This window comes from Streptomyces sp. NPDC049541 (assembly GCF_044465725.1).
Lineage (GTDB): Bacteria > Actinomycetota > Actinomycetes > Streptomycetales > Streptomycetaceae > Streptomyces.
This window is the reverse complement of the sequence record NZ_JBITLY010000001.1, coordinates 883128-909212: the sequence shown is the minus strand read 5'-3', so window position 1 is coordinate 909212 and position 26085 is coordinate 883128. Positions and strand designations below refer to the sequence as shown.

Here is a 26085-nt window from a genome sequence, read left to right as displayed (position 1 = left end):
CTCATCCCCCCATCCCTTGGCTGACGAATTCCCGCACCTGGGAGATTTCCACGGCGCGCACATCACCCTGGAATGTGCGAGTGGCCACGAGGTCCCGAATCCGAATGATGGCGGAGAGCGTCCTCTGTACCACGTCCGATGCGAGGATCTCGCGGCGCGCGTTCGGGTCGGCAAGGTCGATGGCCGGATCCGCCAGGACCACGTAGTCGGCCGCTTCGTACAGGTTCTTGGCCACCAGCTCTGCCTGACCCGCGTCTCCTGCTCTGGAGGACTCGAGCGCGTAGTACGCGCCGGCGATCACATGCTCCATGACTTCGAGCTCGCCCTCCTCGTCCTCGGACAGGATTTCCTCCAGCTCTGCCCTCAGAAGGTCCACGGTCTCCGATGGCCCCGATTCAACCGCCCCACGCTCCACCGCATCCCAGCAGAAGTGGACCGACCGCTCGCATTCCGCCGTACCGGCCGGTTCTCCGGCCATCGGGACGGAACCGAAGTGCAGTAGCAGCGCTTCGGCACAGGCTGCGGAAAACGCCCTGCGCTGAGCAGCAGTGAGGTCTTCGAGTTGCGACAGAAGTGCGTCTCCGTCATAACCCTGAATCATTGACACATCCCAATCGCGTGCTAGTTCTCCGTGGCAGGGTCGTCCCAGCCCACGAGACCCGGGTCGATCTCAGGCCCCCCGAACTGCGGCCATACTGCAGTGCGCGGTCCGGTGATGATCCCGCCCGTTTCCTGGATGAAGAGTTCGCAGAGGTCGCAGAAGTCCATGGACGTTCCGATGGAGTGCGGAATCAAGCCATGATTCACCGCACCTGTGACGGCGGTCTCCTCCCCGTGTGCGCGTGGCATCTTGGCGGCCATTTCGGTCCCCGAATCGATCATGGCCTGTTGGTCCGGGTTCAGGTCGCGCGCCCCTCCGCCGACGACGCTGGGTCCGTCCGTTTCTACCACCGCAACCATCCGTTGCTTGTGGGCGATGGTATCCGGCTGTTTCGGAGCGCGGTTCAGGTGCTTGTCCTGGATCTCCTGCGCCCGGGTTGCGGCACGCTCGGCCGCCTTGGCCGAGCCGGACGAGGCCGTGTGTTCCGCTGCGGCATCTGCGCTCTTGGCTCCCGTCGACGCTGCCGCATCCTCCGCTGAGGCCGTCTTCGAGCCTTCGGCAACAGCTGCCGCTCCCGCGCCGGCGATGCCCATCGATCCCGCGATGACGGCACCACCCTCGCTGGCGACCCCCACGGACGCACCCACTGCTGCGGCCCCGAGGCTGCCCGCTTCCGCACCTGCGGTGAAGCCTTCGGCTCCGGCCACCAGCACGGCTCCGCAACCACCGGCTGTCGCTGCCACGCAGGCGACCACTCCGACGACCACGGCGGTGGCCACCACGGCCGCGATCACCGGGTGTTGCTGGACGGCGTGATAGGCCTTGTGGGCCAGGCTGGACAGATGGCAGGAGAATGACCAGCCGCAGCCGTGGTGAGAGCTGCCCCCTCCCCCACTGTCACCGCCATTGCTGATGTCCTTCTTGGTGACGGGCGTCGGCGCGGGCTCGACCCCGCAGCCGTCGGAATAGCAGTTGGGGCCGTCGCCGGGGAACATCAGGCCGCTCGGGTCGCTGTGGGTGAGGGGGTTGTTGCCGGCGTAGGTGTAACCATCGATCTGCTGTGCGTCGGTCAATTCGAGGATCGGATCGTCGGAGACGAACCGACCGATGGTCGGGTCGTACTCGCGTGCACCCAGGAGGGTGAGGCCGCTGGTGGCGTTCTGGATACCGTTGACGAAGCCCTTGTCGCCGAGCCACGCTCCCGAAGCCGGCTGAGTGCCGCGCGGGTTGCCGAACGGGTCAAGACGGCGGCGTGTGATCCCCTGCGAGCCGGAGTCCACCGCCGCCTCGGCCGTGTCATGGCCGTCCGTGACCTGCCACTGGAGGCTGCCGGAGCCGGTACGAACGGCCACCGTTCGTCCGGCCCAGGTGTAGTAGCGCGTACCCGTGGTCGTGGACGTCCCCTTGGCCAGGTGGACTTCCGTGTCGCCCAGGAAGAGCGTCGTGCCGGAGTCGTCGCGGGACAGCAGGCGGTTGCCGTCGGCGTCGTACAGGTAGGAGGCCGAGGTGCTGTCCGCGTTGGTGACTTTCGCGAGGCGACCCTCGTCGTCCGGGAGAGCGGTACGGGGCGCAGATTCGCCGGGTCGGACGGGGCCCCGCCCAGTTCCAGGGGGACGATGTGGTCCTCCTCGTAGTGCGAGGGGTCCTTGTCCGCCGCACTGGACGCCGCGAGTTGCTGCTTCTTCAGCTGCTCGGTCACGACGGCCGGCGGCCGAATCGTCACCGTCCAGCCCGGCACGCAGATGGTCGAGCGGATCGTGGATTGGGTTACGGCCGGATTGAGAGCTCCTGCCGGGCCACCCGATGTGGTGGGCACCGGAGTGTGGGTCGTTCCGCTCGTCACCACGAGGTGCAACGCGCCGTGAATGATCGTCCCGTTCTCGACGACGTACGAACCGGCGTAATCGGCGGTGCTTCCATCGGTGTGCACGGCGTGAAGCTGGACATTAACCACGTCTCCGCTCACGTTGTCGATGCTGATCACATCGGCGGCGGTGTCGGCGAAGCCTCCCGCGAAGTCGGCGTAAAGCCGACCGAGGTTGCTTCCCCCTAGATCCCATGCCCGCTGGTAGTCGTGGGCGTTGATCGCTGCGTAGAAACTCTCGACGACAGAGGCAGGATCCGCCGGACTGCTGCTGGGAGCTGCTATCGGAGCCGGCGCCGTCGAAGGCGGTGCCGGCGCCGAGGGCGTCGCCGAGGTGCTGGGCGGTGGGGGTGACGGTCTGGAGGTGGCCGGGGGCGAGGACGGGGAGGTGCCGGCGTGCTGGGTACCACCCCCGAGACCGCGCTGACGGCGATACCGAGTGCGTCAGCAGCTTTCGACGCCTTCATAGATCACCACTGGCGAGACAACCTGGCTATTGAAAGGGGAACAAAGCCTCAACATGGACGCCACGGAGGTGCTCGACGAGCTGCGGTTGTGGTGCCTGACCGCCTGGCCGAGCACGCTGGTCGAGGCGAGGAAGCCCTGCGTGCCGCGAACTTCGCTTTAACCATCTATGTGCCTGAAGTGCGGATCAGACACCTTTCATATTCATCCTCCAAGGACTCGTGTGCACCTCGGGCCTGGACGGTAAAGCGCGGAGGGGCTGCCTCCCGCACCCGTCTGGAGGGGGATCACCGTGAAGCGGCGGACGAGGCCAGTCGCCCTCCGTGAACCGGGCTGAGGCTGTTGTTCCAAGCCGCTCGGGCCGGTACCGGGCAGGCCTCCTTCAATGCGGGCGCGAGCTGGGGGCAAGCCACCACCGCGGTCCCGGGATTCCCGACAACGCCAGCAGCCGGGGCAGCGGGCACGGCGGCCCGCAGCGAGTCCGGCAGGGCCGCTGCCGCCACCACGCTGTAAGCGACATCGGTTCCCGCCTCACGGGACGATCGCAGAGCCACGCACCGAGACCGACGGAACTACGGCCTGCCCCAGGTCAGAAGCGTCCCCCGCACCTCTGCGCCAGGGACTTTTCAGGGACTTTCAGTGCTGTCCGAGGGACTTCTGAGGGACTTTCCGCCGCCTAACACGGTAAGCCGATGAAAGACCGGAAAGAGCCTCCGTCCCAGATCAGAGGCCCTTTCCCAGGCAAAGCCGCAGGTGGTGGCAGACGAGTCGGGCTGTACGCCGGGTTCTGTCACCCGGCCGCCTCGCGGCAGCCGGGGAGACGGCCATCCATCTAGGACCGGTGTTGCCACCGGCCTCGTGCGGTCTACCCGGGGGCTCGGGCGGGCAGCCCTCGAACGCCTCCGCAGGAGCGCCGGGGCGCTCCCTTTTGACCTTGCTCCGGGTGGGGTTTACCTAGCTGCCCAGGTCACCCTGGGCACTGGTGGTCTCTTACACCGCCGTTTCACCCTTACCCAGCACCTGAGTGCTGGGCGGTTTGTTTTCTGTGGCACTGTCCCGCGGGTCACCCCGGGTGGCCGTTAGCCACCACCCTGCCCTGTGGAGCCCGGACGTTCCTCGGGGAGGCCCTCAAGGGGACTCCACGCGGCCGTCCGCCCGGCTCGTCTGCCGTGTGGACCATGCTACCGGGCGTCCGCCCTTCGCCGGACCGGAGGCCGCCGTCGCCAGGACCGAGCCCGCCAGGATGAGGGTGAAGGCGATTGCTATGCCGGCAGTGAGGGGCTCGTCCAGGAAGAGCGCTCCTGCTGCTACCGCTACCGCCGGGTTGACGTACGTGAACACCGTCGAGCGGGTCGGGCCCACCTCCTTGATCAGTTCCAGGAAGGCCACCAATGCGAGTGCCGTGCAGATCGCTCCCAGGCCGATCAGGGCTGTCAGGGCCGAGGCGGATGGGATGGTCGACGGCCAGGTCGCCGCCGCCGGTGTTGCGTAGACGACCGCCGCCAGTGCCAGGCACGGGGCCGTCAGCTGCAGGTTCGGGACGTCCTTCAGCCAGCGGGCCGCTATCAGCGGTGCCGTCGCGTAACCCAGCACCGTCAGCATGACCTCCCCCAGGGAGCGGGCGTCGCCGCCGGTCAGATGCGGGGCGGTCAGGACGGCTACGCCCGCCAGGCCCAGTCCGAGGCCCGTGATCCGCCGTACCCCCAGGCGCTCCGTGTCGCCGAAGAAGCGGGCCAGCACCACGCCCACGATCGGCACGCCCGCGATCAGCAGGCCGGCCGTCGAGCTCGACAGGTGCCGTTCCGCGTCCGTGAGCGTGAACCACGGGCCGATGATCTCTATGCACGCGAAGGCCAGCATCGGCAGCCAGTGGGTACGGACCGTGCGGATCAGGCCGCCCTGTCGTATCGCGAAGGGGAGCAGGAGGAGTGCGCCGAGTGCGCAGCGCGTGAAGACCACCATCGATGGGGACAGAGGGGCGTCCACCGCCACCTTGATCATCAGGTAGGGGATGCCCCAGACCACTCCCATCAGGGAGAACAGGAACCAGCCACGTGCAGTCATGCGGACAGAATCGGCCCGGTCCCTACCTGGCGTCTTGAACGCTGTTGCGGTACGCCGCCGGGGTCACCCCCAGCACGCGGCGGAACCAGCGCGTCAGGTGGGCCTGGTCCGCGAAGCCGACCAGGGTGGCCACCTCGGCCGGGCGCAGGCCCGACTCCAGCAGCCCGCGCGCCCGGTTCACCCGGTGCTGCGCCAGCCAGGCGTACGGCGGTATGCCCATCGTCGTACGGAAGGCTCGGAGGAGTTGGTAGCGGGAGAGGTCCAGGTCCTGGGCGAGGTCGGCCAGGGACGGGGGGTCCAGGAGTTCGTCGGCCAGGCGGTCGCGGACCACGAGAGCGATGTGGTCGGCGCCCGGCACCGCGTCCGGGGCCGAGCGGGCCGTGGAGTGGCGGCGGGCCAGGGCCGTGAGCAGCCACGGAAGGCGGGATTCAGTCTCCAACGGGTCCGGGCAGGCGCTGAGTTCGGTGTGGGCGCGGCGGAGGGCGGTGACCAGCTCGGGGTCGTCGATCACGGGTTCGCGGAAGTGCGGGAGGTTGCCGAGGGTGCCGTCGGCGAGGAGGGCGGGGTCGGCGTACAGGGCGCGGTAGGCGTAGCCGTCGGTGGTGGTGTCGGGGCCGCCGGTGTGCATCTCGCCGGGGTCGAGGACGACGATCGAGCCGGGGCCGGTGCGGACGTGGCCGCCGCGGTAGTCGATGACCTCGGAGCCGCCGACGCAGACGCCGATGGTGTACTCGGCGTGGGCGTGCGGCGCGTAGACGTGGCGCTGGAAGCGGGCGGTGAGCAGGTCGAGGGGCGGCCCGCAGCGGCCGAGGCGCGCGCGGGTCCACAGTGCCTGCTCGCTCACCGTGCGCCCCCATCAGTCGGTCTACGTCTCCGTCGTCGTACGGGGTGCAACAAACTACGGCCCATTTCCATGCCCGGCCCGCACGGGGGCCATGGATCCATCCCTCCGGTACGTCGAAGACCGCCTCCATGCGTGCGCGGTGGTCCGCGATCTGCTCGGCCGCCGGCTGTCCGGCGTTGCTTGACACTGCCGCGAAAGTCGGCGGGGTGCGTGTGGGCGCCGTGGACGTGCCGGTGGAAGCGGGCGGTGAGCCGGTCGAGGGGCGGCCCGCCGCGGCCGAGGCGTCGGCGGTTCAGAGAAAGTCCGTGGTATCCAGATCGAAGGCGAAGGGGGCGGGGAGGGTGAGCGGTTTGCCGAACGGGCGGGTGCAGAGCTCCCGGTAGTCGTCCTTCTCCGGGTCGCTGAACAACGTGACGGAGGCGGCATCGCGGTCGACCAGCAAGTGGAAGGGAATGCCGCCGCGCGCGTAGCAGCGGCGTTTGGCCTCGCGGTCGGCCCTGGGCTTGGTGGATGTCACCTCCAGCACCATGACGACGCCGTCGCAGGGCATCCAGGAGTCGGCGCCGCCGAAGAGGTCACGCTCAAGGGGCGCGAGGGTGACATCCGGGACCACGTGGTTCTTCGGGCAGGCCTCGCCGCTCCTCAGTCTCAGGCCCTTGTTCCCGGAGAAGTCCATCTCGGTCGCAGACCGCTTGATCACTTGCCGCACGATCCGGCTGATGTACTTCTCGTGCTCCCCGTCCGGCGGCGGCGTCACGACGATCTCCCCCTCGATCAACTCGGCCCGAAAACCCTCCGGGGTGTCCAGGGCGAGAAAACCCTCCAGCAGGACCTCCTCCTGCGTGAGCGGCTCGTGGGCCATGGCAGTCATGTCACGCCCCTCCTTCGGTCGCTCGCCAGACTGGGACATCGGGAGATCACCTGTCCGAGAGATCGGGAACCGTTCCCTCGATCGTGGCACACGATCACCATGGTCGTCAGGCGCCGACCCGCCCGCTTGACCCTCCCGCAGCGTCAGCGTTTGTACTGGCCCCATGCGGATCGGAGAACTGGCCGCGGCGGTCGGCGTCACCACGCGGACCGTGCGGCACTACCACCATGAGGGGCTGCTGCCGGAGCCGGAGCGGCTGGGCAACGGGTATCGGGACTACACGTTGCGGCATGCCGTGGTGCTCGCGCGGATCCGGCGGCTGACCGAGTTGGGGATGGGGCTCGCGGAGGTGCGGGACGTGCTGGCGGAGGACGCCGGGAAGGACCTCGTCGAGGTGCTCACCGAACTGGACGAGGACCTGGCCCGGCAGGAGGCCGCGATCCGGGAGCGGCGGGCGCGGCTGCGGGCGCTGCTGGAGGCGGAGGGCGGGCTGACCGTCGAGGGGCCCGTCTCGCCGGAACTGGCCTCGCTGTTCGGGGACTTGGCGCAGGTGGCGGCCGACTCCCCCATGGCCGTCAAGGACCGCGAGATGCTCGCGCTGATCGACACCATGGCGGCCGTGGAGGACCGCGAGCGGCTGATGGAGCTGCTGCGCGGCGCCCTCGGCTCCCCCGAGGGGATCGCGCGGGCGCTCAAGGCGTACGCCCTGCTCGACGACCTCGCCGACGCCGACCCGACCGACCCGCGCGTGGCGGAGGCCGCCCGCACCCTCGCCGACTGCATGCCCCGCGACCTCGTTCCCCAGGTGAGGATCGACGGGGACAACAGCTTCATGCGCGCCTTCTACGCGGACTTCGCCCCCGCCCAGGCGGAGGCCCTCCGCCTCGCGCTGCGGATCCTCACCGAGGAACAGCCGTGAGGACGGCGGCGTACGTCCTCGTCCGGCATGAGCTGCGGCTGCTCGCCAGCCTGGCGATGTGGGTGACCCGGCGCACGCACGGGGCCGACGGCGGGCGGGTGTTCGGGTATGCGCGGGGGCAGGGCGCGATGATGTTCGGGTTCGCCTTCGTGTGCCTGGTCGAGACGCTGACCATGTCCGTGCTGCTGCGTGACTACCCCACCGTGCACCAAGTGGTGTTCGTCCTCGACGTCTACACCCTCGTGTTCGTCGTCGGGGTGCACGCGGCCTCCGTCGTACGACCGCATGTGCTCGGCCCCGACGTGCTGCGCATCCGCCGCGCCGTGCACGTCGATCTGCGCATACCGGTCGACCGCATCGCGACCGTGCGCCGCGAGCTGCGCACCACCCACGTACGCGCCGACGGCGAACTCGACATCCCCGTGGGCGCACAGACCACCGTCACGCTCGAACTGACCGAGCCCGTCGACCACTTCGGCTTCCTCGGCCGTCGGCGTGACATCCGCCTCGTCCGCTTCCACGCCGACGATGCCGACATCCTCGTACAGGCTCTCGGACAAGCACTCCTACCTGCCGTCACGCGGGCGCGAAACGCACCTTCGACGATGCCGGATCCGCCTGGGTGAGGCGCACCCGCAGCCGCTCCCCCAGCGGCAGGTGTTCGCCCTCGATGCGGCCGATGACCGCCGGTGACTCCAACTGGACGGTGCCGAAGCCCGGTTGACGCTCCTCCACGTCCACCACGCAGCCGTCGAACACCTCCCCCACCCGGCCCGCCAGCAGCGCCGCCTCCACGATGTCCACGCACTCGCGCTCCACCGTGCCCGCGCGGCGGCTGCCCTCGGCCATCTGGTGCGGCAGCGCGCCCAGGGCTGCCAGTACCCAGTCGGGCGGTGGCTCGCCCGCCGCGGCCGCAAGGCAGATCTCCGACGCGTACCGGTCGGCCAGCCGTCGCAGCGGCGCCGTGCAGTGGGCGTACGGGGCGGCCACGGCGGCGTGCGTGGTGATGGGCGGGAGGGCGCCGTCCCGGAAGACGGTGTAGCCGGCGCCGCGCAGCAGTGTCGTGCACTCCTGGAGGAAGGCCGCGTGGCGCGGGCGGTGCGGGTCGAGGGAGCGGATGAGCTGGGCGTACGAGACGTGGTGCGGCCAGTCGATGTGCAGGGCGTGCGCGGTGCGGCGCAGTCGGCCGACGGCGCCGTCCGGGGCGGCGGGCAGGGTGCGCAGGATGCCCGTGCCCGCCGCCAGCATGAGCTCTGCCGCCGCCATCCCCGTCAGCAGGGAGATCTGGGCGTTCCAGCCGTCGGCCGGGAGGGGGGCGCGATAGCTGAGCTCGTATGCGTGGTTGCGCTCGATGATCTCCTGTTCAGGGACGTTGAGCGAGATCCCGCCCCGTTCCACCTCCAGCCGTTCCCTCGCCTCCCCGATCTCCTTGAGCAGCGCCGGCGGCTCCTCCGCCGTCTTGTCGTCGAGCTGTCGCTGTACGGCGGCGTAGTCCAGCTTGGCCCTGCTGCGGACGAGGGCGCGGCGGACGTCGACGGCGCGCGTGCGGGCGTCCGCGTCGAGGTCGATCGTCCAGAGGGCGGCCGGGCGGACCTGGCCGGGCAGCAGGCTCGCGGCGCCCTCGCTCAGCAGCGCCGGGTGCAGCGGAATCCGCTCGTCCGGGAAGTACAGGGTGGTCACCCGCCGGTGGGTCTCCGCGTCCAGTGCCCCGCCGGGTACGACGAAGGCGGCCACGTCCGCGATGGCGTACCGCACCCGGTAGCCACTGCCCTGCCGGGACAGGTGCATCGCCTGGTCGAGGTCGGTGGAGGCGGGCGGGTCGATGGTGAACAGGGGGATGTCCGTGGCGTCGTACGAAGGGACCGCGGGGGCCTTCGCCGATCGCTGGGCCTCCGCCAGCGCCTCGGGCGGGTAGCTCTCGGGGACACCGAGTTCGGTGCGCAGGGCGGTGAGGGCGGCCCGGAGGGGGGCTTCGGGGGCGCCGGTCACGCGGATGTGGCGGCGGGGCATACAGCCGAGGGTAGAGCCTGGGTCTGAGTCCTGCTCGGACCAGCGCGCGTCGTCTGGTGCGTGCGATCGCGAGGCGCCGGAAGGTCCTCGTAGCGGAGCTGCCAAGGCCTTTCGGCAACGCGGCGAGCGGGCGTGCCAGACGGCGGGTGCCCGAGCGGGACTCAGACCCAGGCTCTCAGCACACCCGGCCCCGTACGCTGTCCGGGAGCTCAAACAGAAGGAGATCTTCCGTGCTTGTCCTGCTGCCTCCCTCCGAAGGCAAGGCGTCCTCTGGCCGTGGCGCCCCGCTGAAGACGGAGTCGCTGTCGCTGCCGGGCCTCACGCCCGCCCGTGAGGCCGTACTCGGCGAACTGGTCGAGCTGTGCGCCGGGGACGAGGAGAAGGCGCGCGAGGTGCTCGGGCTGAGCGAGGGCCTGCGGGGCGAGGTCGCGAAGAACGCCGAGCTACGGACCGCGGGGGCGCGGCCCGCCGGGGAGATCTACACGGGTGTGCTGTACGACGCCCTCGACCTGGCCTCCCTGGACGCCGCCGCCAAGAAGCGCGCCACCCGCTCCCTGCTCGTCTTCTCCGGACTGTGGGGCGCGGTGCGCATCAACGACCGCATCCCCTCCTACCGCTGCTCGATGGGCGTGAAGCTGCCCGGGATCGGGGCGCTGGGCGCGTACTGGCGGACGCCGCTGGCCGAGGTGATGCCCGAGGCCGCCGGGGACGGGCTGGTGCTGGACCTGCGGTCCTCGGCGTACGCGGCCGCCTGGAAGCCGAAGGGCGAGGTCGCCGGGCGGACGGCGAGCGTACGGGTGCTGCACGCGCCCACCCGCAAGGTGGTCAGCCACTTCAACAAGGCGACCAAGGGGCGGATCGTACGGAGTCTGCTGACGGCGGGCGCGGCGCCCAAGGGCCCGGCGGAGCTGGTGGAGACGCTGCGCGAGCTCGGTTACGTGGTGGAGGTGGAGCCTCCGACGAGGGCCGGGAAGGCGTGGCTGCTCGACGTGCTGGTGGACGAGATCCACTGACCCACCGCAGGATCCATCCACTGACCCACCCCACCATTGCGTTGCAGCATGCGCAATGACCTTTGCGCATGCTGCATGGCACGGGCACGATGACGGCATGGCTGCCTCATCGCTCCTCGACCTTGCCCCCGTCGTGCCCGTCGTCGTCCTCGATGACTCCGCGGACGCCGTTCCGCTGGCGCGGGCGCTGGTGGCGGGCGGGCTGCCCGCCATCGAGGTGACGCTGCGGACGCCGGCCGCGCTGGACGCCGTCCGGGCGATCGCCGATGAGGTGCCGGACGCGGTGGTCGGAGCCGGGACCGTGATCACGCCGGAGCAGGTGAAGGACTCGGTGGCTGCCGGGGCGCGTTTCCTGGTCAGCCCGGGCTGGACGGACGCACTGCTGGAGGCCATGAAGGCGTCCGGGGTGCCGTTCCTGCCGGGGGTGTCCACCACCTCGGAGGTGGTGGCGCTGCTGGAGCGCGGGGTGCGGGAGATGAAGTTCTTCCCGGCGCAGGCGGCGGGCGGCACGGCGTATCTGAAGTCGCTGGCGGGGCCGTTGCCTCAGGCGCGGTTCTGCCCGACCGGGGGCATCGGGCCGGCCAACGCCCCCGAGTATCTGGCGCTGCCCAACGTCGGCTGTGTGGGCGGCACTTGGATGCTCCCGGCGGATGCCCTCGCCGCCCGCGACTGGGGGCGGATCGAAGGCCTTGCCCGCGAAGCGGCGGGACTCAGCGCAGGTGGGACGTGTCGTTGAAGAGCCGTACGCTCGCGTTGCCGTCCGCGTAGTAGGCCACCGCGGACAGTGCGGCCGCTGACAGCTCCATGCGGAACAGGGACTCCGGCGGGGCGCCCAGCGCCAGGCGTACGAACGTCTTGATCGGTGTGACGTGGGAGACCAGCAGGACCGTGCGGCCCGCGTACGCCGCCACCAGTTTCTCCCGGGTGGCCTCGACACGGGTTGCGGTCGCCGCGAAGCTCTCGCCGCCGCCCGAGGGCTGGGCGTGCGGGTCGGCGAGCCAGGCGTTCAGGTCGTCGGGGTAGCGCTCGCGGACCTCGGCGAAGGTGAGGCCCTCCCAGGCGCCGAAGTCGGTCTCGATGAGTCCGTCGTCGATGCTCACCTCCAGGCCGAGGTGCCGGGCGACGATACCCGCCGTCTCGCGGGTGCGGGCGAGGGGCGACGCGACGATCGCCTGGATCGTGCCGCGCCGGGCCAGCGCGGCCCCGGCGCGCTCGGCCTGCTCCCGGCCGACGTCGGAGAGCGAGGGGTTGGTGCCACCGCTGCCCGAGAAACGCTTCTGCGGGGTCAGCGGGGTCTCGCCGTGCCGCAGCAGCACGAAGGTCGCGGGCGCGCCCAGGTCGGCGGGGGCCCAGCCGGGGGAGGCGACGACACGCGCGGCGCGGGTGTCATCCTCGGCCTTCGCCGCAACCGCCGTCTCGTCACCGGCGGGGCCCGACGCCCCGGCTGCGGACGCGGTCGCGGATCGGGCGGCAGACGCCGCTCCTCCCGCCGGTGCCGCGCTCGCTCTCGCCGCGCCCGCCGCCGCGTCGCGCGGAGCACCGGACAACTCAGCGGCCGCAGCCTTCGCGGCGGCCGCCTCCAGCTCCGCCGTCGAGGCCGACGGCGACCACTGCTCGCCCCGCTTGCCCGCGTCCATCGCCTCGTTCGCCAGCCGGTCCGCGTGCTTGTTCTGCTCCCGCGGGATCCACTCGTATGTCACCTGGTCCGGCGGGAACACCCGGGCCGCCACCGTCGCCAGCGGCTTCATGTCCGGGTGCTTGATCTTCCAGCGGCCCGACATCTGCTCGACGACCAGCTTGGAGTCCATACGGACACGGACCTTGGCCGAGGGGTCGAGTTCGTGGGCGGCGCGCAGGCCCGCCAGCAGGCCCCGGTACTCGGCGACGTTGTTGGTCGCGACCCCGATGTACTCCGCGGCCTCGACCAGGGTCTCCCCGGTCGCCGCGTCGAGCACCACGGATCCGTAGCCCGCGGGTCCCGGGTTGCCCCGCGAACCGCCGTCGGCCTCGACGATGAACTCCCGCACGGTCAAGGCTCCTAGAGGCCGGACTCGGCCGTACGCACCAGGATGCGACGGCAGTTCTCGCAGCGCACCACCGTGTCGGGAGCGGCCGCGCGGATCTCGTTGATGTCGGTGATCGCCAGCTCCTGGCGGCAGCCCTGGCAGGTGCGCTGGTACAGCTTGGCCGCGCCGATGCCGCCCTGCTGCTCGCGCAGCTTGTCGTAGAGCTTCAGCAGGTCGGCGGGGATGGTGCCCGCGATGACCTCGCGCTCCTTGGTCACCGTCGCCACCTCGCCGTCGATCTCCTCGAAGGCGGCGTCACGGCGCGCGGTCGCGTCGTCGATCTTCGACTGGACGGAGGAGACCCGCTCGGTGAGCTCGGCGACCCGCTCCTGCACGGACTCGATGCGCTCCATGACGTCCAGGACGACGTCCTCGAGGTCGCTCTGCCGCTTGGCGAGGGAGGCGATCTCGCGCTGGAGGTTCTCCAGGTCCTTGGGGGAGGTGACGGCCCCGGAGTCCAGGCGCTTCTGGTCGCGGGCGGCGCGCTGGCGCACCTGGTCCACGTCCTGCTCGGCCTTGGTCTGCTCGCGGGCGGTGTCGCTCTCCTCGGTCTGCGCGGCCACCAGCAGGTCGCGCAGCTGGGTGAGGTCCTTGGTGAGCGACTCGATCTCGGCGTGCTCGGGCAGCGACCTGCGCCGGTGCGCGAGCTGCTGCAGGCGTACGTCGAGGGCCTGGACGTCGAGGAGTCGGATCTGGTCGGCGGGCGCGGCGTTCAGTTGGGGGCTCCTGCAGTCGGATCGGCGGAGGCCGCGTGGGCCGTCCAGGGGTCGGTGACCGTCTTGGAGACATGGACCCTGAGGTCCCATCCGTGGCGGTCGGAGATCTCGTCGAGCTGGGTGGCGGCCAGCTCGCACCAGGGCCATTCGGTGGCCCAGTGCGCCGCGTCGAGCAGCGCGAGGGGGCTTTGCGCGACGGCTTCGGAGGCCGGGTGGTGGCGCAGGTCCGCGGTGAGGAAGGCGTCGACTCCGGCCGCGCGTACCTGGTCGAAGAGGCTGTCGCCGGAGCCGCCGCTGACGGCGACCGTGCGGACGACCGCCTCGGGGTCGCCGGCTACGCGGATGCCCTGCGCGGTGGCGGGCAGCCGGGCGGCGGCCCGCTGGGCGAACTCGCGCAGCGGCAGCGGGTGGTCCAGCTCGCAGATGCGGCCGAGCCCCCGGCGGCCGGACGGATCGGCCGGGTCCGGCACCAGGGGGCGTACGACACGCAGGTCCAGCGCTCCGGCCAGCGCATCGCTGACACCGGGGTCGGCCGTGTCCGCGTTGGTGTGGGCGACGTGCAGCGCGATGTCGTTCTTGATCAGGGTGTGCACGACGCGGCCCTTGAAATGGGACGCCGCGACCGTCGTCGTACCGCGGAGGTAGAGCGGGTGGTGCGTGACCAGCAGGTCGGCGCCCAGCTTCACCGCCTCGTCGACGATCTCCTGCACGGGATCGACCGCGAACAGGACCCGGGTGACCTCCTGGTCGGGATCGCCCACGACCGTGCCGACCGCGTCCCAGGACTCGGCCCGCTCGGCGGGCCACAGGTTCTCCAGCGCGGCGATGACTTCAGACAGACGGGGCACGGACAAAAGGCTACCTGGCCCTTCTGTGCGCCTGAACCGGCGCCGCTCTCGCGGACCTGGTGGCTCGCCGTCGCGGTTCCTCAGTTGATGGTCGCGGCCGTCTTCGCGGAAATTTGCTCCACCGCAGCCGGTCCTCAGCTGGGCCTCCCCCAGCACACCCGCCCCCGTTTCCTCAGGCGAATCGTTCCCCCGCCACCCTTATGTGTGAAGCAGGAGCCTCGTGGTCCCACGTGTATGCGTGCGAAAACTAGCTTCGTCGCCGGAGGTGACCAGACCATGACGGCGTGTGCGATCGAGCCCGAGGCTGCTCCCGAGGAGGGCGCCCCGCAATCCGGCTGCACCATCACGGTGGACGGCGCCTACGCCGCCCGCCTCGCGCCGGCCGACGGCTCCTGGTTCCCGGAGCGCTGGACGCTGGACGGCCCCGAGCCGTACGCCGTGCCGCTGCCCGGCAACCAGCCCGAGGAACCCGGCGCCGAGGTGCAGCCGATGGGCGACGGGCGGGTCCTCATCCACCGGCGGGCGGACGGGCGGCACCTGTTCTCGCTGCTGTATCCGACCGGACCGGGTACGGGTGAGGTGCTGATCGGCGCGGTGGAGTGCCCGGAGGAGGGCGCCCGGCTGCGGCTGCTGCCGCCCGTACCGGGCGGGGAGAAGGCGTACGCCCTCGCCGTGGGCCGGCGCTCCAGCACGGTGTGGCTGGTGGCGGGCGGCGCCTTCGGGCCCGAGCAGGTCGCGGAGGTCCCGGGCCGCTGCTCGGGCGGGGTGTGGCTGGACCGGGCGGGGCGGCTGCTGGCGCTCGACCGGGAGACCGGTGGCCGGACCAAGGCGGTCGTGGCCGACCTGGAGCGGTCCGGTGAGGTCTCGCCGCTGCTGCAGATCGCCGAGGGCAGCGACGACCGGCTGCTGCTCGCCGACCCGGACAGCGGGCTGCTGCTGATCCGCTCCGACGCGCCCTCGCCGGGCGAGGAGCGGCTCGGTTGGGGGGTGCTGGGCAGCACCCTGCCGGTGCGTTTCCCGGAGTGCCTGCGGCTGCCCGAGTGTGTCGTGACGCCTTTCGCCATCCAGCCGGGGCAGGTGCTGCTGCCGGAGAGCTGCGGGGTGGCACTGCGCATCGACGGGCCCGTCGGCAGCTGGGTGGGCCTGTGGCGGCCGGACCGGCGCCAGGTGGACCATCTCGCCGCGCCGTACGGGTGGTTGGCGGGCGCGGGGACGTGGACCAGGGACGGGGTGCTCCAACTGCCCTACGCCACGGCCGAGGTGCCGTGCGGCGTGACGCAGGTGAGGGTGCCCTCGGGGGAGACGGGGGAATCGGGGGATGCAGGGGGATCGGGGGGCGCGGGCCCGGAGGATCCGGCACGGGGTGAGCCGGCACAGCCGGATCCTCCGGAGCCCGTCGCACCGCGTCCCGTGCCCTTGCAGCAAGCGCCCTTGGGGCGTCTTGTAACGAAATAGTGCCGATGGGCGTGCCCGTCTGGAGTCGCGAGGAGGGTGGCCGGTTAAACTCGCCCGGCTGTTTGAAAGATCATGTTGACGGGGTGAATCCTTCCGATGAGCGACACAAGCACCATGCAGCCGCTGTCCGCCGAGTCCCGGGAAGACGCCGGTCACGGTCGGCACCGGGGTCCGAGTTCGGCCCAGGACGGTGACACGGCCCCTCACGGCCGGCACCGCAAGCCGGCCGAGGACAGCGAAGCGGCTGCCTGAGGGTACGCAGGGAAGGGGCTCAGCACCGGCCGGTGCTGAGCCCCTTTCGTATGTCTACGTCCGTCTACGTCCGCTTGAGTCCCAGTACTTCCGCCGCCGCGAACGTCTCCCCCGGCGGCCGGTCCGCGTAGTGCGGAGTGAGGACGGCGTCCAGCTCGTCGTAGGTGAAGGTGTCCTGCTTGCTGTCGAACTTCGCCTGCACCCGCGGTCGGTCGACGACGGCCACCATGCCGCCGTGCACGACGAGCAGCTGGCCGTTGACGCGGGCCGCGGCGGGCGAGGCGAGGTAGCCGACGAGCGGGGCGACATGCTCGGGGGCGAGCGGGTCGAGACCGTCCGCCGGCTGTTCGAAGCCGGCGAAGACGTCCTCGGTCATACGGGTGCGGGCGCGCGGGCAGATCGCGTTGGCCGTGACGCCGTACTTGGCCAGGGCGAGGGCGGTGGAGGTGGTGAGGCCGACGATTCCGCCCTTTGCGGCCGCGTAGTTGGGCTGCCCGGCCGAGCCCGCCAGGAAGGCCTCGGACGAGGTGTTGACGATCCGCCCGTAGACCGGCGCTCCCGCGGCCTTGGACCGCTCGCGCCAGTGCGCGGCCGCGAAGTGGGTCGTGTTGAAGTGACCTTTGAGGTGGACCCGGATCACCGCGTCCCACTCGTCCTCGGTCATGGAGAAGACCATGCGGTCGCGCAGGATGCCCGCGTTGTTGACCAGGACGTCCAGCTTGCCGAACTCCCGGATCGCCAACTCCACGAGTTCTCGAGCCTGTTGGAAGTCGGCGACATCTCCGGTGTGGGCGAGCGCCGTGCCGCCCGCGGCGCGGATCTCGGCGGCGACCTCTTCGGCGGGGCCCGCCGAGGCCTCCCCCGAGCCGTCCCGGCCCGGCTGCCCGAAGTCGTTGACGACGACGGCGGCGCCGAGCCTGGCGAGTTCGAGCGCCTCGGCCCTGCCCAGGCCGCGACCGGCACCGGTCACGACGGCGGACAGCCCCTCCAGCGGCCCTTGCTGCGGTCCTTGCTGCGGTCCTGGCTGTGGCAGCGACACAGGCACCCCCGTCAGATCTCGATGCACGTGCGCAGGGCCGTGCCCGTCCGCATCTGGTCCAGCGCCTCGTTGATCTCGCCCAACGGCACCCGGTGCGTGATCAGGCCCTCCAGGTCCACGCGGCCCGCCCGCCACAGGGCGATGGTCCGCTCGTAGGAGCGCAGGACGTCGCCGCCGCCGTACATCGACGGCAGGATCCGCTTCTCGTCGAAGAACAGCTCGAACATGTTGAGCTGCAGGAAGTCGTCCATGGCGCCCGCGCCGACGACGACGAGGGTGCCGCCGCGCCGTGTGTTGTCGTAGGCGGTGCGGGCGGTGGCCGACTTGCCGACGACCTCGAAGACGTAGTCGAAGCCCTCGCCGCCGGTGACGTTCTGCTTGGCGTCGGCCAGCTCGTCCGGCGAGACCGCCTTCGTGGCGCCGAACCTGAGGGCGGACTCACGGCGCGAGGCGACCGGGTCGACGGCGACGATCTCGGCGGCGCCCTTGAGCCGCGCGCCCTGGATCGCGGAGATGCCGACGCCGCCGCAGCCGATGACGGCGACCGACGAACCGGCCTCCACATCGGCTGTGTTGAGCGCTGCGCCCAGTCCGGTCGTGACCCCGCAGCCGATCAGCGCGGCGATGTCGAAGGGCACGTCGGCCGGGATCGGCACCGCGCAGCCCGCGTCCACGACGACCTCCTCGGCGAAGGTGCCGGTGCCCGCGAAGCCGAAGACGTCACCGCCGGGGCGGCGGAAGTTGGGGGTTCCCGCGTTCATGAACCCGGCCAGGCACAGCTCGGTCTGCCCGCGCTTGCAGGCCGGACAGGCGCCACAGGCCGGCAGCCAGCAGACCACGACCCGGTCGCCCGCCTTCAGATGGCCGACGCCTTCGCCGACCTCGACGATCTCGCCCGCGCCCTCGTGCCCGGGCACGAACGGCGCAGGCTGCGGCAGCACCCCGCTCATCGCGGACAGGTCCGAGTGGCACAGCCCGGTGGCCCGCACCCGGATCCTCACCTTGCCGGGCCCGAAGCCCGTCGCCTCGACGTCCTCGAAGACCTCGAGTTTGTCCTGACCGATCTCGTGCAGTACGGCTGCGCGCATGGTGCGGCTCCCCTCAACTGCCTGCTGGATCAAGAGTGTTCGACGATCGTGTCGGCGAGGACGGGCGCGTCGTCCCGCTCCACGGCGCTCACGGCCACCCGGACCTGCGCGTCCCCCCGCCACATGCGGATGCGCAGGGTCTCGCCGGGATACACGACGCCCGCGAACCGGGTGGCGTACGACCGCACCCGTGTCACGTCCCCGCCGAGCAGCGTGTCGACGACCGCCTTGAGCGTCATGCCGTAGGTGCACAGGCCGTGCAGGATGGGTCGTTCGAAGCCGGCGGTCTTGGCGAAATCCGGGTCGGCGTGCAGCGGGTTCCAGTCGCCGGAGAGGCGGTAGAGCAGGGCCTGGTCCTCGCGGATCGGGCGCTCGACGGTGCGGTGGGGGCCGCCGGTGGGCGGGTCGAGGCGGGTGGAGGGGCCGCGGTCGCCGCCCCAGCCGCCCTCTCCACGGACGAAGATCTGGGCGTCGTTGGTCCACAGCGGGCCGTCGGCGTCGGCCACCTCGGTGCGCATGACGAGGACGGCCGCCTTGCCCTTGTCGTAGACGGCGGCGATACGGCCGGTGGCGGTCGCGGTGCCCTCGACGGGGATCGGGCGGTGCAGGGTGAGGGACTGGCCGCCGTGCAGGACGCGGGCCAGGTCCACGTCGACGCCGGGCATGGACAGGCCGCTGATCACCCCGGGCGAGCCGTTGCCCGCGACGGTGGCGAAGCTAGGCAGGACGTGCAGCCGGGACTCCAGGGTGTAGCGCAGCTCGTCGGGATCGGTCGCCGGGATGCCTGCCCCGATGCCGAGGTGGTAGAGCTGGACGTCCTTGCGGTCCCAGGTGATCTCGCCGGAGCGGGGCTCGGCGGCGAGGGCCTTGGCTGCGTCGATGGGCATACGGCTCCTGGTGGCTCGGATGGTTCAAGACCTCGGCGCGGCCGTCCGCACCGTCGGCCGCGACCGAGGTCGTCACGAGTGCCGATCTAGAACGCGTTCCAGTCCGGCGCCCTCTGTATAGCCCAGCGCTCCGCACTTGTGAAGGCTCCTGACACTGTGTCAGCTGAGTGCGCCGCCGGCCGGGACATTTGTCCTGCCGGGGTCCGTACAAGCGCATCTGCCGGGCGGGGTCCTGGTCTCCGTAGCGTCGTAGACATGACGAAGACGACGGGGATGACGACAGGGACGACGGACGGGGCGACGACTGGGGCGCCGCCCGCCGTGTCCTTAGCGCTGCTGTGGCTGGGCTCGCTGCCCTTCACCCTGCTGGGTCTCGGCAACGGCTACCGGCTGACCGGGCAGACCACCGGCGTGACCAACATGGCGTGCAACCTGGGCCTCGCGGTCCTCGGCGGCCTGTGGTTCCCGGTCACCCTCTTCCCGCACTGGCTGCGCACCCTGTCGGCGTACACGCCCACCTACCGGTTCGCCCAGCTCGGCACCTCGACGGCGGAGGGCCGCGCCCCCGCCCTCGGCGCGATCGCGGTGCTGGCCCTCTGGCTGCTGGCCTTCGGTTCGTACGCTGTGCTGTCGTACCGGCGGTCCGGACGGACCGCCTGAACGGGGGGGGAGCGGAGACATGTCCTGGATACGAGGGGTCGCCTGCCAGGTGGACCAGTGGCGGGCGGCGCGGGCGCGCTGGAAGGCCGACATGAGGGAGTTCAAGGCCGCACAGAAGGAGGCGCGCAGGACCGGGAAGCGGTTCGAGCAGCATCTGGGCCCGCCGCCGAACGGCTTCGGGCTGCTGCCCTGGCTGCTGATGGGCATGGGCGCGTTCTCCAACATCATCCAGGGCAAGACCGCCAACCCGTGGATCGGCGGCCTCGGGCTGCTCGCCTTCAACTCCCTCTACATCTATGTGACGTTCCGCTCCTTCGACCGGTGCAAGCGCGAGCAGCGGTCCACTCGGGTCGCGCTGCTGCTGATGGCCTTGCTGACCACGGCTCTGGCCCTCGGCTACGGCGGCAACTGGCTGATGTTCTTCCCGCTGCTCGGTCTCGCCACGGGCGCGGTCCTGCGCGGTCCGTGGCTGGGCCGGACGGGAATCCTGCTCGCCGTGTTCGCCGGTGCCGTCTCCGTGTACCGCGACGGCTCGGACGCCGTGACCATCGCCTACGGCACCTTCCTTTCGACGATGGTCACCGCCGCGATCCTCTCCCTGTCCGAGGCGGTACGGGAGTTGCAGGCGGCCCGCGAGAAGCTGGCGCACCAGGCCGTCGAGAAGGAACGCCTGCGCTTCTCCCGCGATCTGCACGACCTGCTCGGGCACACCCTGTCGGTGATCGTGGTGAAGTCGGAGGCGGCCCGGCGGCTGGCTCCGGGGAACCTGGAGGCCGCGCTCACCCAGATCGGTGACATCGAGTCCGTCGGCCGCCAGGCGCTCACCGAGATCCGCGAGGCCGTGACCGGCTACCGCGAGGGCAGCCTCGCCACCGAACTGGACCGGGCCCGCTCGGCCCTGTCCGCGGCGGCCGTCGAGCCGGTGGTCCGCCGCACCGGCGCGCCCCTCGCCCCGCAGACCGAGGCACTGCTGGGCTGGGTGGTGCGGGAGGCGGTCACCAACGTCGTGCGGCACGCCGGTGCCACGCGCTGCGAGATCACCGTGCACAGCGGCCCCGAACGCGTCAGCCTCACGGTCGCGGACAACGGGGAGGGCGTGCCGTCCACGACCCCCTCCCCGTCCCTGCCGGGCATCGGCGGCACCGGCCTCAAGGGACTGACCGAGCGCCTCGCGGCGGCCGGCGGCTCCTTGCGGGCCGGCCCGTCCCCGCGAGGCGGTTTCACCGTCACCGCCGAACTCCCGGTGGAGGCCGACGACGTGTCCCCGTTGTTCGCCATGTAGACGTTGAAGTCGTAGTGGCGGAGGAACTTGGCCGGGTAGTTGTACGAGGCGAACGAGGTCCCGGTGCCGCTCTTGCCGGTCGTCGGGCAGAAGGTGGCGTCGGATGTGAACAGGGAGGTCTCCGAACCCGGGGTCAGCGAACCGGTGGAGCCGGTCGCGCCGCCGTAGCCGACGGAGACGATGTTCGCCTGCACCGCGGCGTCCGTGGGGATGCCGGAGGCCATGACGCCTCGAAGAAGGACCCGATGGAGCCGTTGCTGTGGTCGCCGCCGGTGCCGAGGACGATCGCACCTTCCTGGTCGGGCCACGCTCCCGACCGCGCCCTACTCTTGGACGGTGAACGAGATGCCCCGGGATCACCGGCCGTCGAAGAACGTGCGGGTCCTGCTCGCCGAGGACCAGGGAATGATGCGGGGCGCGCTCGCCCTGCTGCTCGGTATGGAGGCGGACCTGGAGGTCGTCGCCCAGGTCGCGGCGGGCGACGCGATCGTGGACGCCGCGCTGACCCACCGGCCCGACGTGGCCCTGCTGGACATCGAACTGCCGGGCATGAGCGGCCTGGACGCGGCGGCCGGGCTGCGCGAGCAGGTCCCCGACTGCCGGGTGCTGATCCTCACCACCTTCGGACGGCCCGGCTATCTGCGCCGCGCGATGGAGGCCGGAGCTGCCGGCTTCCTCGTGAAGGACGGCCCCGTCGAGGAGTTGGCCGCCGCGATCCGCAAGGTGCTGACCGGCGAGACCGTGATCGACCCCGCGCTCGCGGCCGCCGCGCTCAGCGCCGGGCCGAGCCCGCTCACCGCCCGCGAGTGCGACGTCCTCAAGGCGTCCGTGGACGGTGCGACGGTCGCCGACATCGCCGCCAAGCTGCATCTGTCGGAGTCGACGGTCCGCAACTATCTCTCCGCCGCGATCGGCAAGACCGGCACCCGCAACCGCGCGGAGGCGGTACGGGAGGCCCGGCAGCAGGGGTGGCTCTGACCTCCCGGCGGGTCGGCCGAAGGCGTTACTTCGTCACCTCCGCCGACTGGTAGGCCGTGCCCTGCGGGGCCACGCAGACGAAGAAGTTCTCCGTGGTGAAGCCGTCGGCCTCGCGGATCGCGTTTCCGTCGTCGTGGGCCGAGAAGCCATCGGCCGGACGGGCCACGCTGCTGCGGCCGTCCTTCCAGTGGCAGGTGACCTCCTGCGCCGACTTGGCAACCAAGCCGATCACCAGCCGCCCCGAGCTCTCGGCACCGGGCGAGAACCGGGTCGCGATCGCCTCCAGGTCCGTGCCGGCAAAGGGCTCCAGCTTGCTGGCGGTGCTGTAAATGACCTGCTGGGCGCGGTCGTCGCCGTAGCTCCGGGTCGCGAAGAACGAGATCTTGCCGATCAGGTCGGCCGGCTTGCGGATATCCGGTTTCAGCCCCAGCTCGGCCATGGCGGCGAACTGCCCGGCCGCCTCCGTCTCGTCGCGCGGCGCCCCCCACAACTGGACGGCGGCGTGCCACTCCTTGCCCTTGTAGGTGCCCCGGGCCAGCTCGGTCCGCTGCGGCTCGTACACATGCCGCGCCTCGGGAGACGTCGGCTTTGCCACCTCCTGCGCCCGGTGCTCCCCAGGCAGCCCAGCGAGCGCCAGCGTCCCCGTGGAGCCGACGATCGCCAGTGCCGCCGCCGTGGCCACCGCCCAGCGCCGGGCCCGGCGTCGCCGGCCACCGCGGATCACCGCCTGGGTGGGGGCTATACCGATCTCGACCCCGTCCGCGGCATCGGCGAGCAGCAGGGCGATGTCGGTGTTCGTCATGTCGTGGTTCGTCTCCCGGTCCGCGCTCATCACTTACGCCCTCCCCCACTTGTCACCATGTCCGCCAGTCCCGGTATGGCGCGCAGTTTCGCGATCCCCTTGGCCGCGTTGCTCTTCACCGCGCCGACGCTGCAGCCCATCGCCTCGGCCGTCTGGGTCTCGGTGAGGTCCTCCCAGTACCGCAGGACCACCGCCTCCCGCTGCCGCACCGGCAGCTGGGCGAGCGCCTTCAGCAGGACGCCCCGGTCGTCGGCCTGCGCGATGCGGTCACCCGTGTCGGCGATCTCGCGCGCCAGCCCCGAGTCGTGCTTCGGCGCCAGGAACTCCCGCAGTTTTCTGCGGTGCTTGCGCGCATGCGCGTTGATCATCACGCGCCGTACATACGCCTCCGGGTCGTCCGCCGAGCCGACCCGGCGCCAGGCCACGTAGACCTGCTCGAGCGTCGACTGGACCAGGTCCTCCGCGGCGTGCTGCTCCCCCGTGAGGAGAAATGCCGTGCGCAGCAGCCGCGGCCAGCGGCCGGTGACAAAGCTCTGGAACTCCTTGTCCCGAGCTTCCTTGCGATCCCCCATGGGTACCTCCTAGATGTCAGAAGGAGTCCATGGACAGCCCGGATCGTTGCCTCACCCCGTGGAACTCGTCGAAATTCTCCGTGGCAGCCACGCCAGCATCAGCACCGCCCCCGCCAGCAGCACCCCGGTGCCCGTCCGGAACACCAGCGCGTACCCCTCCGTGAGCGCCCCCGGCGCACCACTGCCCGCCGTGCGCGTCGCCGCGATCGTCGACATCACCGCGAGCCCCAGCGATCCGCCCATCGTGCGCGAGGTGTTGACCAGCCCCGACACCAGCCCGGCCTCCCCCGGAGCCGCCCCGGACGTGGCGAGCGCGGCGAGCGGGGTCGCCGTGAGGCCCGCCCCCAGCATCATCAGGATCCCCGGGAACATGATCTCCGTCAGATAGTTGCCCTCGGGCGTCATCATCGACTGCCAGGCGAAGCCCGTCGCAGCCAGGACCGTCCCGAGCACGGCCACGTTCCGCGCGCCGAAGACCGGCAGGAACCGGGGCGCCGACTTGGAGCCGAGCAGCACCGCCAGGGAACTGGGCACCAGCGCCAGCCCGGCCTCGAAGGGCGTGTAGCCGAGCACGTTCTGCGCGTACAAGGTCATGAAGAACCACATGCAGAACATCGCGGACCCGTTCACGAACATCGCCGCGTTCGCCGAGGACACGGCCCGCACCCGGAACAGCCCGAGCGGCATCAGCGGCGCCGCCGTACGCGCCTCCACGACCAGGAACAGCGCGATCAACGCAAGCCCGGCGGCAAGCGGCACCAGGGTGGCAGCCGCCGTCCACCCCTCGGCCTCCGTCTGCGAGATCCCGTACGCCAGCGTCCCGAGCCCCGCCGTCACCAGCAGCGCACCCGGCAGATCGAGCCGCCGCCCGTCCCCGTTGCGGCTCTCCGCCAGCCAGCGCAGCGAGCCGGCCAGCACCAGCGCCCCGATGGGCACGTTGATCAGCAGCACCCACCGCCACGACAGCCCGTCCACCAGCGCCCCGCCGACCAGCCCGCCGGCCGCTCCACCACCGGCGCCCACCGCGGTCCAGGTCGCTATCGCCCGCGCCCGCGCGGCCCCCTCGGGAACGGCCGAGGTGAGAATGGTCAGCGTCGAGGGCGCGAGCACCGCGGCCCCCAGCCCCTGCACGGCCCGCGCGACCAGCAGCTGACCGCCCTCCTGCGCCAGCCCGCCGCCCAGCGAGGCGGCGGTGAACAGGGCGAGCCCCACCAGGAACATCCGCTTGCGCCCGTACAGGTCCCCGGCCCGCCCGCCGAGCAGCATGAACCCGGCGAAGGCGATCGCGTACGCGTTCACCACCCACTGCAGTCCCTGCGGGCTCAGCCCCAGGTCGGCCCGCATCGACGGCAGCGCCACATTGACGACCGACACATCGAGCACCACCAGGAACTGCCCGGCGCAGGCGAGCGCCACGACCAGCCAGGTGGGAGGGGCGGTACGACGGGACGAACTCCGGGTGACGTCAGCGGCTTCCAACATGCCTGTCATGCTCTCAACCGGGTTACGGTCCTTGCATCGGGATTTCGCCCCACGGGGTCCTCCTCCGCAGGACCTACACCGCTCGGACGAGCGTCACCACCGCCGCCCCGCCCAGCCCGATGTTGTGCGCGAGCCCGACCTGCGCCCCCGGCACCTGCCGCGCCCCCGCCTCGCCCCTCAGCTGCCACACCAGCTCGGCCACCTGGGCGATCCCGGTCGCCCCCAGCGGATGCCCCTTGGAGATCAGCCCGCCGGACGGGTTCACCACCCACCGCCCGCCGTACGTCGTCGCCCCCGACTCGACGAGCTTCCCGGACTCCCCCTCCCCGCACATCCCGAGCGCCTCGTACGTCAGCAGCTCGTTGACGGAGAAGCAGTCGTGCAGCTCCACGACGTCCACGTCGCCGATCCCGAGCCCGGCCCGCTCGTACACCTGCCGGGCCGCCTCCCGCGACATCGGCTGCCCGACGACGTCGATGCACGACCCGGACGCGAAGGACTCCTCCGTGTCGGTCGTCATCGCCTGCGCGACGATCTCGACGGCCTTCGCGCCCAGCTCCCGCCGCTCCACGAACCGTTCGGAGACGACGAGTGCGGCCGCCGCGCCGTCCGAGGTCGGCGAGCACTGGAGCTTGGTCAGCGGCCGGTGGACGGTGCGCGCGGCGAGGATGTCGTCCACCTCGTACACGTCCCGGAACTGCGCATACGGATTGTGCGCCGAGTGCCGGTGGTTCTTGGCGGCCACGGCGGCGAGCTGCGCCTCGGTCGTGCCGTACCGCTCCATGTGCTCACGGGCCGCGTCGCCGAAGATCTGGGCGGTCGGCGGGGTCATCTCGAAGCCGTGGCGGGCGGCCATGATGCCGTAGTGCCGCGCGACCGGGGAGGTGGCGAAGTCTCCTCCCTCAGCGCCTCCGCCCAGTGCGCCCTTCTTCATCTTCTCGAAGCCCAGCGCCAGTACGCAGTCGGCGGCCCCACCCTCCACGAGCTGCCGGGCCAGCATCAGGGCGGTCGAGCCGGTCGCGCAGTTGTTGTTGACGTTGTAAACGGGTACGCCGGTGAGACCCAGCTCATACGCGGCACGCTGCCCGGCGGTCGAGGGCTGGAAGCAGTAGCCGACAGGAACCTGTTCCACATCTCGGTACGAGATCCCCGCGTCGGCCAGGGCGGCACCACCGGACTCCCGCACCATGTCCCAGTACTGCCAGTCACGGGTCTCAGGCTTCTCGAACCGGGTCATCCCGACCCCGACGACGTAGGCCTTCATGGCGCGGTACGCCTTACGCGGTATGCCTTCATGGCCCGCGAGA

23 protein-coding genes, 1 other RNA gene and 3 pseudogenes are annotated in these 26085 nt (G+C 71.2%); 9 read left to right on the top strand and 18 right to left on the bottom strand.

Translation table 11 applies throughout. The features are described from left to right. Position 1 precedes the first annotated feature (1 nt). On the bottom strand, positions 2-601 hold the full coding sequence (locus ACIBW9_RS04175) for a hypothetical protein (RefSeq protein WP_398950991.1): 600 nt from the start codon (positions 599-601) through the stop codon (positions 2-4). 20 nt (positions 602-621) lie between these two features. Further along, on the bottom strand, positions 622-1953 hold the full coding sequence (locus ACIBW9_RS04170) for an RHS repeat-associated core domain-containing protein (RefSeq protein WP_398950989.1): 1332 nt from the start codon (positions 1951-1953) through the stop codon (positions 622-624). A 509-nt stretch (positions 1954-2462) separates the two neighbouring features. Between ACIBW9_RS04170 and ACIBW9_RS04165 the strand changes: the two genes are divergently transcribed. Continuing rightward, entirely contained in the window at positions 2463-2654 is a 192-nt protein-coding gene (locus ACIBW9_RS04165) for a hypothetical protein (protein WP_398950987.1), read from the top strand. Between the two features lie 1036 nt (positions 2655-3690). On the opposite strand, the gene rnpB is transcribed toward ACIBW9_RS04165, so the two are convergent. The 4 genes and pseudogenes from rnpB to ACIBW9_RS04145 form a co-directional block, all read right to left on the bottom strand. After that, an RNA gene (rnpB, locus tag ACIBW9_RS04160) (RNase P RNA component class A) lies at positions 3691-4093 on the bottom strand. Between the two features lie 118 nt (positions 4094-4211). Further along, positions 4212-4931, bottom strand: a pseudogene (locus ACIBW9_RS04155) (DMT family transporter); the annotation flags it as partial. Between the two features lie 85 nt (positions 4932-5016). Next, on the bottom strand, positions 5017-5838 hold the full coding sequence (locus tag ACIBW9_RS04150; RefSeq protein WP_398950985.1) for a helix-turn-helix domain-containing protein: 822 nt from the start codon (positions 5836-5838) through the stop codon (positions 5017-5019). 292 nt (positions 5839-6130) lie between these two features. Then, positions 6131-6709, bottom strand: coding sequence for a Uma2 family endonuclease (locus ACIBW9_RS04145; protein WP_398950983.1), 579 nt, complete (start codon positions 6707-6709; stop codon positions 6131-6133). Positions 6710-6872: 163 nt separating this feature from the next. Here ACIBW9_RS04145 and ACIBW9_RS04140 point away from each other — a divergent pair, with 163 nt between their 5' ends. Both ACIBW9_RS04140 and ACIBW9_RS04135 read left to right on the top strand, forming a co-directional pair. Continuing rightward, entirely contained in the window at positions 6873-7628 is a 756-nt protein-coding gene (locus ACIBW9_RS04140) for a MerR family transcriptional regulator (protein ID WP_398950981.1), read from the top strand. 56 nt (positions 7629-7684) lie between these two features. Further along, positions 7685-8254: a hypothetical protein gene (locus ACIBW9_RS04135; RefSeq protein WP_398952092.1), complete on the top strand. Its 570-nt coding sequence runs from the start codon at positions 7685-7687 to the stop codon at positions 8252-8254. On the opposite strand, the gene ACIBW9_RS04130 is transcribed toward ACIBW9_RS04135, so the two are convergent. Then, the gene (locus ACIBW9_RS04130) at positions 8205-9638 is read right to left on the bottom strand and encodes an RNB domain-containing ribonuclease (RefSeq protein WP_398950979.1); all 1434 of its coding nucleotides are present in this window, start codon (positions 9636-9638) and stop codon (positions 8205-8207) included. The genes ACIBW9_RS04135 and ACIBW9_RS04130 overlap by 50 nt on opposite strands. Positions 9639-9868: 230 nt before the next feature. Between ACIBW9_RS04130 and yaaA the strand changes: the two genes are divergently transcribed. Next, a complete protein-coding gene (gene yaaA / locus ACIBW9_RS04125) occupies positions 9869-10651 on the top strand; it encodes a peroxide stress protein YaaA (RefSeq protein WP_398950977.1) in 783 nt (260 codons plus the stop codon). Between the two features lie 97 nt (positions 10652-10748). Then, positions 10749-11387 carry a bifunctional 4-hydroxy-2-oxoglutarate aldolase/2-dehydro-3-deoxy-phosphogluconate aldolase gene (eda, locus tag ACIBW9_RS04120; RefSeq protein ID WP_398950975.1) on the top strand — a complete coding sequence of 213 codons (639 nt, stop codon included), beginning with the start codon at positions 10749-10751 and terminating at the stop codon, positions 11385-11387. Here eda and ACIBW9_RS04115 read toward each other — a convergent pair. From ACIBW9_RS04115 to ACIBW9_RS04105, 3 genes are read right to left on the bottom strand one after another with little or no spacing between them, the layout of a single operon-like run. Further along, entirely contained in the window at positions 11362-12678 is a 1317-nt protein-coding gene (locus tag ACIBW9_RS04115) for a bifunctional RNase H/acid phosphatase (protein WP_398950973.1), read from the bottom strand. The two genes, eda and ACIBW9_RS04115, sit on opposite strands and share 26 nt — an antisense overlap. 11 nt (positions 12679-12689) lie before the next feature. Continuing rightward, on the bottom strand, positions 12690-13433 hold the full coding sequence (locus tag ACIBW9_RS04110) for a zinc ribbon domain-containing protein (RefSeq protein WP_398952090.1): 744 nt from the start codon (positions 13431-13433) through the stop codon (positions 12690-12692). After that, a complete protein-coding gene (locus tag ACIBW9_RS04105; RefSeq protein WP_398950971.1) occupies positions 13430-14281 on the bottom strand; it encodes a Nif3-like dinuclear metal center hexameric protein in 852 nt (283 codons plus the stop codon). Before ACIBW9_RS04105 ends, ACIBW9_RS04110 begins: the two co-directional genes overlap by 4 nt. Before the next feature lie 276 nt (positions 14282-14557). Here ACIBW9_RS04105 and ACIBW9_RS04100 point away from each other — a divergent pair, with 276 nt between their 5' ends. Continuing rightward, entirely contained in the window at positions 14558-15736 is a 1179-nt protein-coding gene (locus tag ACIBW9_RS04100) for a hypothetical protein (RefSeq protein ID WP_398950969.1), read from the top strand. Positions 15737-16052: 316 nt separating this feature from the next. Here the strand turns inward: ACIBW9_RS04100 and ACIBW9_RS04095 are convergent, their stop codons facing one another. From ACIBW9_RS04095 to ACIBW9_RS04085, 3 genes are all read right to left on the bottom strand, one after another. Then, complete coding sequence (locus tag ACIBW9_RS04095) at positions 16053-16958, bottom strand: 3-oxoacyl-ACP reductase (RefSeq protein WP_398950967.1); 906 nt, start codon at positions 16956-16958, stop codon at positions 16053-16055. 80 nt (positions 16959-17038) lie between these two features. Then, positions 17039-18115: a Zn-dependent alcohol dehydrogenase gene (locus ACIBW9_RS04090; RefSeq protein ID WP_398950965.1), complete on the bottom strand. Its 1077-nt coding sequence runs from the start codon at positions 18113-18115 to the stop codon at positions 17039-17041. A 29-nt stretch (positions 18116-18144) separates the two neighbouring features. Next, positions 18145-19002 (bottom strand): MaoC/PaaZ C-terminal domain-containing protein, encoded by an 858-nt coding sequence (locus ACIBW9_RS04085; protein WP_398950962.1) that lies wholly within the window; start codon positions 19000-19002, stop codon positions 18145-18147. Positions 19003-19329: 327 nt separating this feature from the next. On the opposite strand from ACIBW9_RS04085, the pseudogene ACIBW9_RS04080 reads away from it, so the two are divergent. Both ACIBW9_RS04080 and ACIBW9_RS04075 read left to right on the top strand, forming a co-directional pair. Continuing rightward, positions 19330-19662: pseudogene (locus ACIBW9_RS04080) on the top strand (ABC transporter permease); the annotation flags it as partial. Positions 19663-19681: 19 nt separating this feature from the next. Then, positions 19682-20944 carry a sensor histidine kinase gene (locus ACIBW9_RS04075; RefSeq protein WP_398950960.1) on the top strand — a complete coding sequence of 421 codons (1263 nt, stop codon included), beginning with the start codon at positions 19682-19684 and terminating at the stop codon, positions 20942-20944. Between the two features lie 23 nt (positions 20945-20967). On the opposite strand, the pseudogene ACIBW9_RS04070 reads toward ACIBW9_RS04075, so the two are convergent. Further along, positions 20968-21168: pseudogene (locus tag ACIBW9_RS04070) on the bottom strand (AbfB domain-containing protein); the annotation flags it as partial. 121 nt (positions 21169-21289) lie between these two features. Between ACIBW9_RS04070 and ACIBW9_RS04065 the strand changes: the two are divergent. Continuing rightward, complete coding sequence (locus tag ACIBW9_RS04065; RefSeq protein WP_398952088.1) at positions 21290-21922, top strand: response regulator; 633 nt, start codon at positions 21290-21292, stop codon at positions 21920-21922. Positions 21923-21947: 25 nt separating this feature from the next. On the opposite strand, the gene ACIBW9_RS04060 is transcribed toward ACIBW9_RS04065, so the two are convergent. From ACIBW9_RS04060 to ACIBW9_RS04045, 4 genes are all read right to left on the bottom strand, one after another. After that, entirely contained in the window at positions 21948-22754 is an 807-nt protein-coding gene (locus ACIBW9_RS04060; protein WP_398950958.1) for a hypothetical protein, read from the bottom strand. Beyond that, positions 22754-23296, bottom strand: a complete 543-nt coding sequence (locus ACIBW9_RS04055) for a SigE family RNA polymerase sigma factor (protein ID WP_398950956.1) — start codon at positions 23294-23296, stop codon at positions 22754-22756. Before ACIBW9_RS04055 ends, ACIBW9_RS04060 begins: the two co-directional genes overlap by 1 nt. Before the next feature lie 51 nt (positions 23297-23347). Continuing rightward, positions 23348-24787: an MFS transporter gene (locus ACIBW9_RS04050; protein ID WP_398950954.1), complete on the bottom strand. Its 1440-nt coding sequence runs from the start codon at positions 24785-24787 to the stop codon at positions 23348-23350. A gap of 64 nt (positions 24788-24851) precedes the next feature. Continuing rightward, positions 24852-26042: a lipid-transfer protein gene (locus ACIBW9_RS04045; protein WP_398950952.1), complete on the bottom strand. Its 1191-nt coding sequence runs from the start codon at positions 26040-26042 to the stop codon at positions 24852-24854. Positions 26043-26085: the final 43 nt, after the last annotated feature.

What these genes read in the sequence shown, in the direction of transcription:
- ACIBW9_RS04175 (WP_398950991.1), bottom strand. Translation starts at nt 601, where the DNA reads ATGATTCAGGGTTATGACGGAGACGCACTTCTGTCGCAACTCGAAGAC.
- ACIBW9_RS04145 (WP_398950983.1), bottom strand. Translation starts at nt 6,709, where the DNA reads ATGACTGCCATGGCCCACGAGCCGCTCACGCAGGAGGAGGTCCTGCTG.
- ACIBW9_RS04140 (WP_398950981.1), top strand. Translation starts at nt 6,873, where the DNA reads ATGCGGATCGGAGAACTGGCCGCGGCGGTCGGCGTCACCACGCGGACC.
- ACIBW9_RS04135 (WP_398952092.1), top strand. Translation starts at nt 7,685, where the DNA reads ATGTGGGTGACCCGGCGCACGCACGGGGCCGACGGCGGGCGGGTGTTC.
- ACIBW9_RS04130 (WP_398950979.1), bottom strand. Translation starts at nt 9,638, where the DNA reads ATGCCCCGCCGCCACATCCGCGTGACCGGCGCCCCCGAAGCCCCCCTC.
- eda (WP_398950975.1), top strand. Translation starts at nt 10,749, where the DNA reads ATGGCTGCCTCATCGCTCCTCGACCTTGCCCCCGTCGTGCCCGTCGTC.
- ACIBW9_RS04100 (WP_398950969.1), top strand. Translation starts at nt 14,558, where the DNA reads ATGACGGCGTGTGCGATCGAGCCCGAGGCTGCTCCCGAGGAGGGCGCC.
- ACIBW9_RS04090 (WP_398950965.1), bottom strand. Translation starts at nt 18,115, where the DNA reads ATGCGCGCAGCCGTACTGCACGAGATCGGTCAGGACAAACTCGAGGTC.
- ACIBW9_RS04085 (WP_398950962.1), bottom strand. Translation starts at nt 19,002, where the DNA reads ATGCCCATCGACGCAGCCAAGGCCCTCGCCGCCGAGCCCCGCTCCGGC.
- ACIBW9_RS04075 (WP_398950960.1), top strand. Translation starts at nt 19,682, where the DNA reads ATGTCCTGGATACGAGGGGTCGCCTGCCAGGTGGACCAGTGGCGGGCG.
- ACIBW9_RS04065 (WP_398952088.1), top strand. Translation starts at nt 21,290, where the DNA reads ATGCCCCGGGATCACCGGCCGTCGAAGAACGTGCGGGTCCTGCTCGCC.
- ACIBW9_RS04060 (WP_398950958.1), bottom strand. Translation starts at nt 22,754, where the DNA reads ATGAGCGCGGACCGGGAGACGAACCACGACATGACGAACACCGACATC.
- ACIBW9_RS04055 (WP_398950956.1), bottom strand. Translation starts at nt 23,296, where the DNA reads ATGGGGGATCGCAAGGAAGCTCGGGACAAGGAGTTCCAGAGCTTTGTC.
- ACIBW9_RS04050 (WP_398950954.1), bottom strand. Translation starts at nt 24,787, where the DNA reads ATGACAGGCATGTTGGAAGCCGCTGACGTCACCCGGAGTTCGTCCCGT.
- ACIBW9_RS04045 (WP_398950952.1), bottom strand. Translation starts at nt 26,042, where the DNA reads ATGAAGGCCTACGTCGTCGGGGTCGGGATGACCCGGTTCGAGAAGCCT.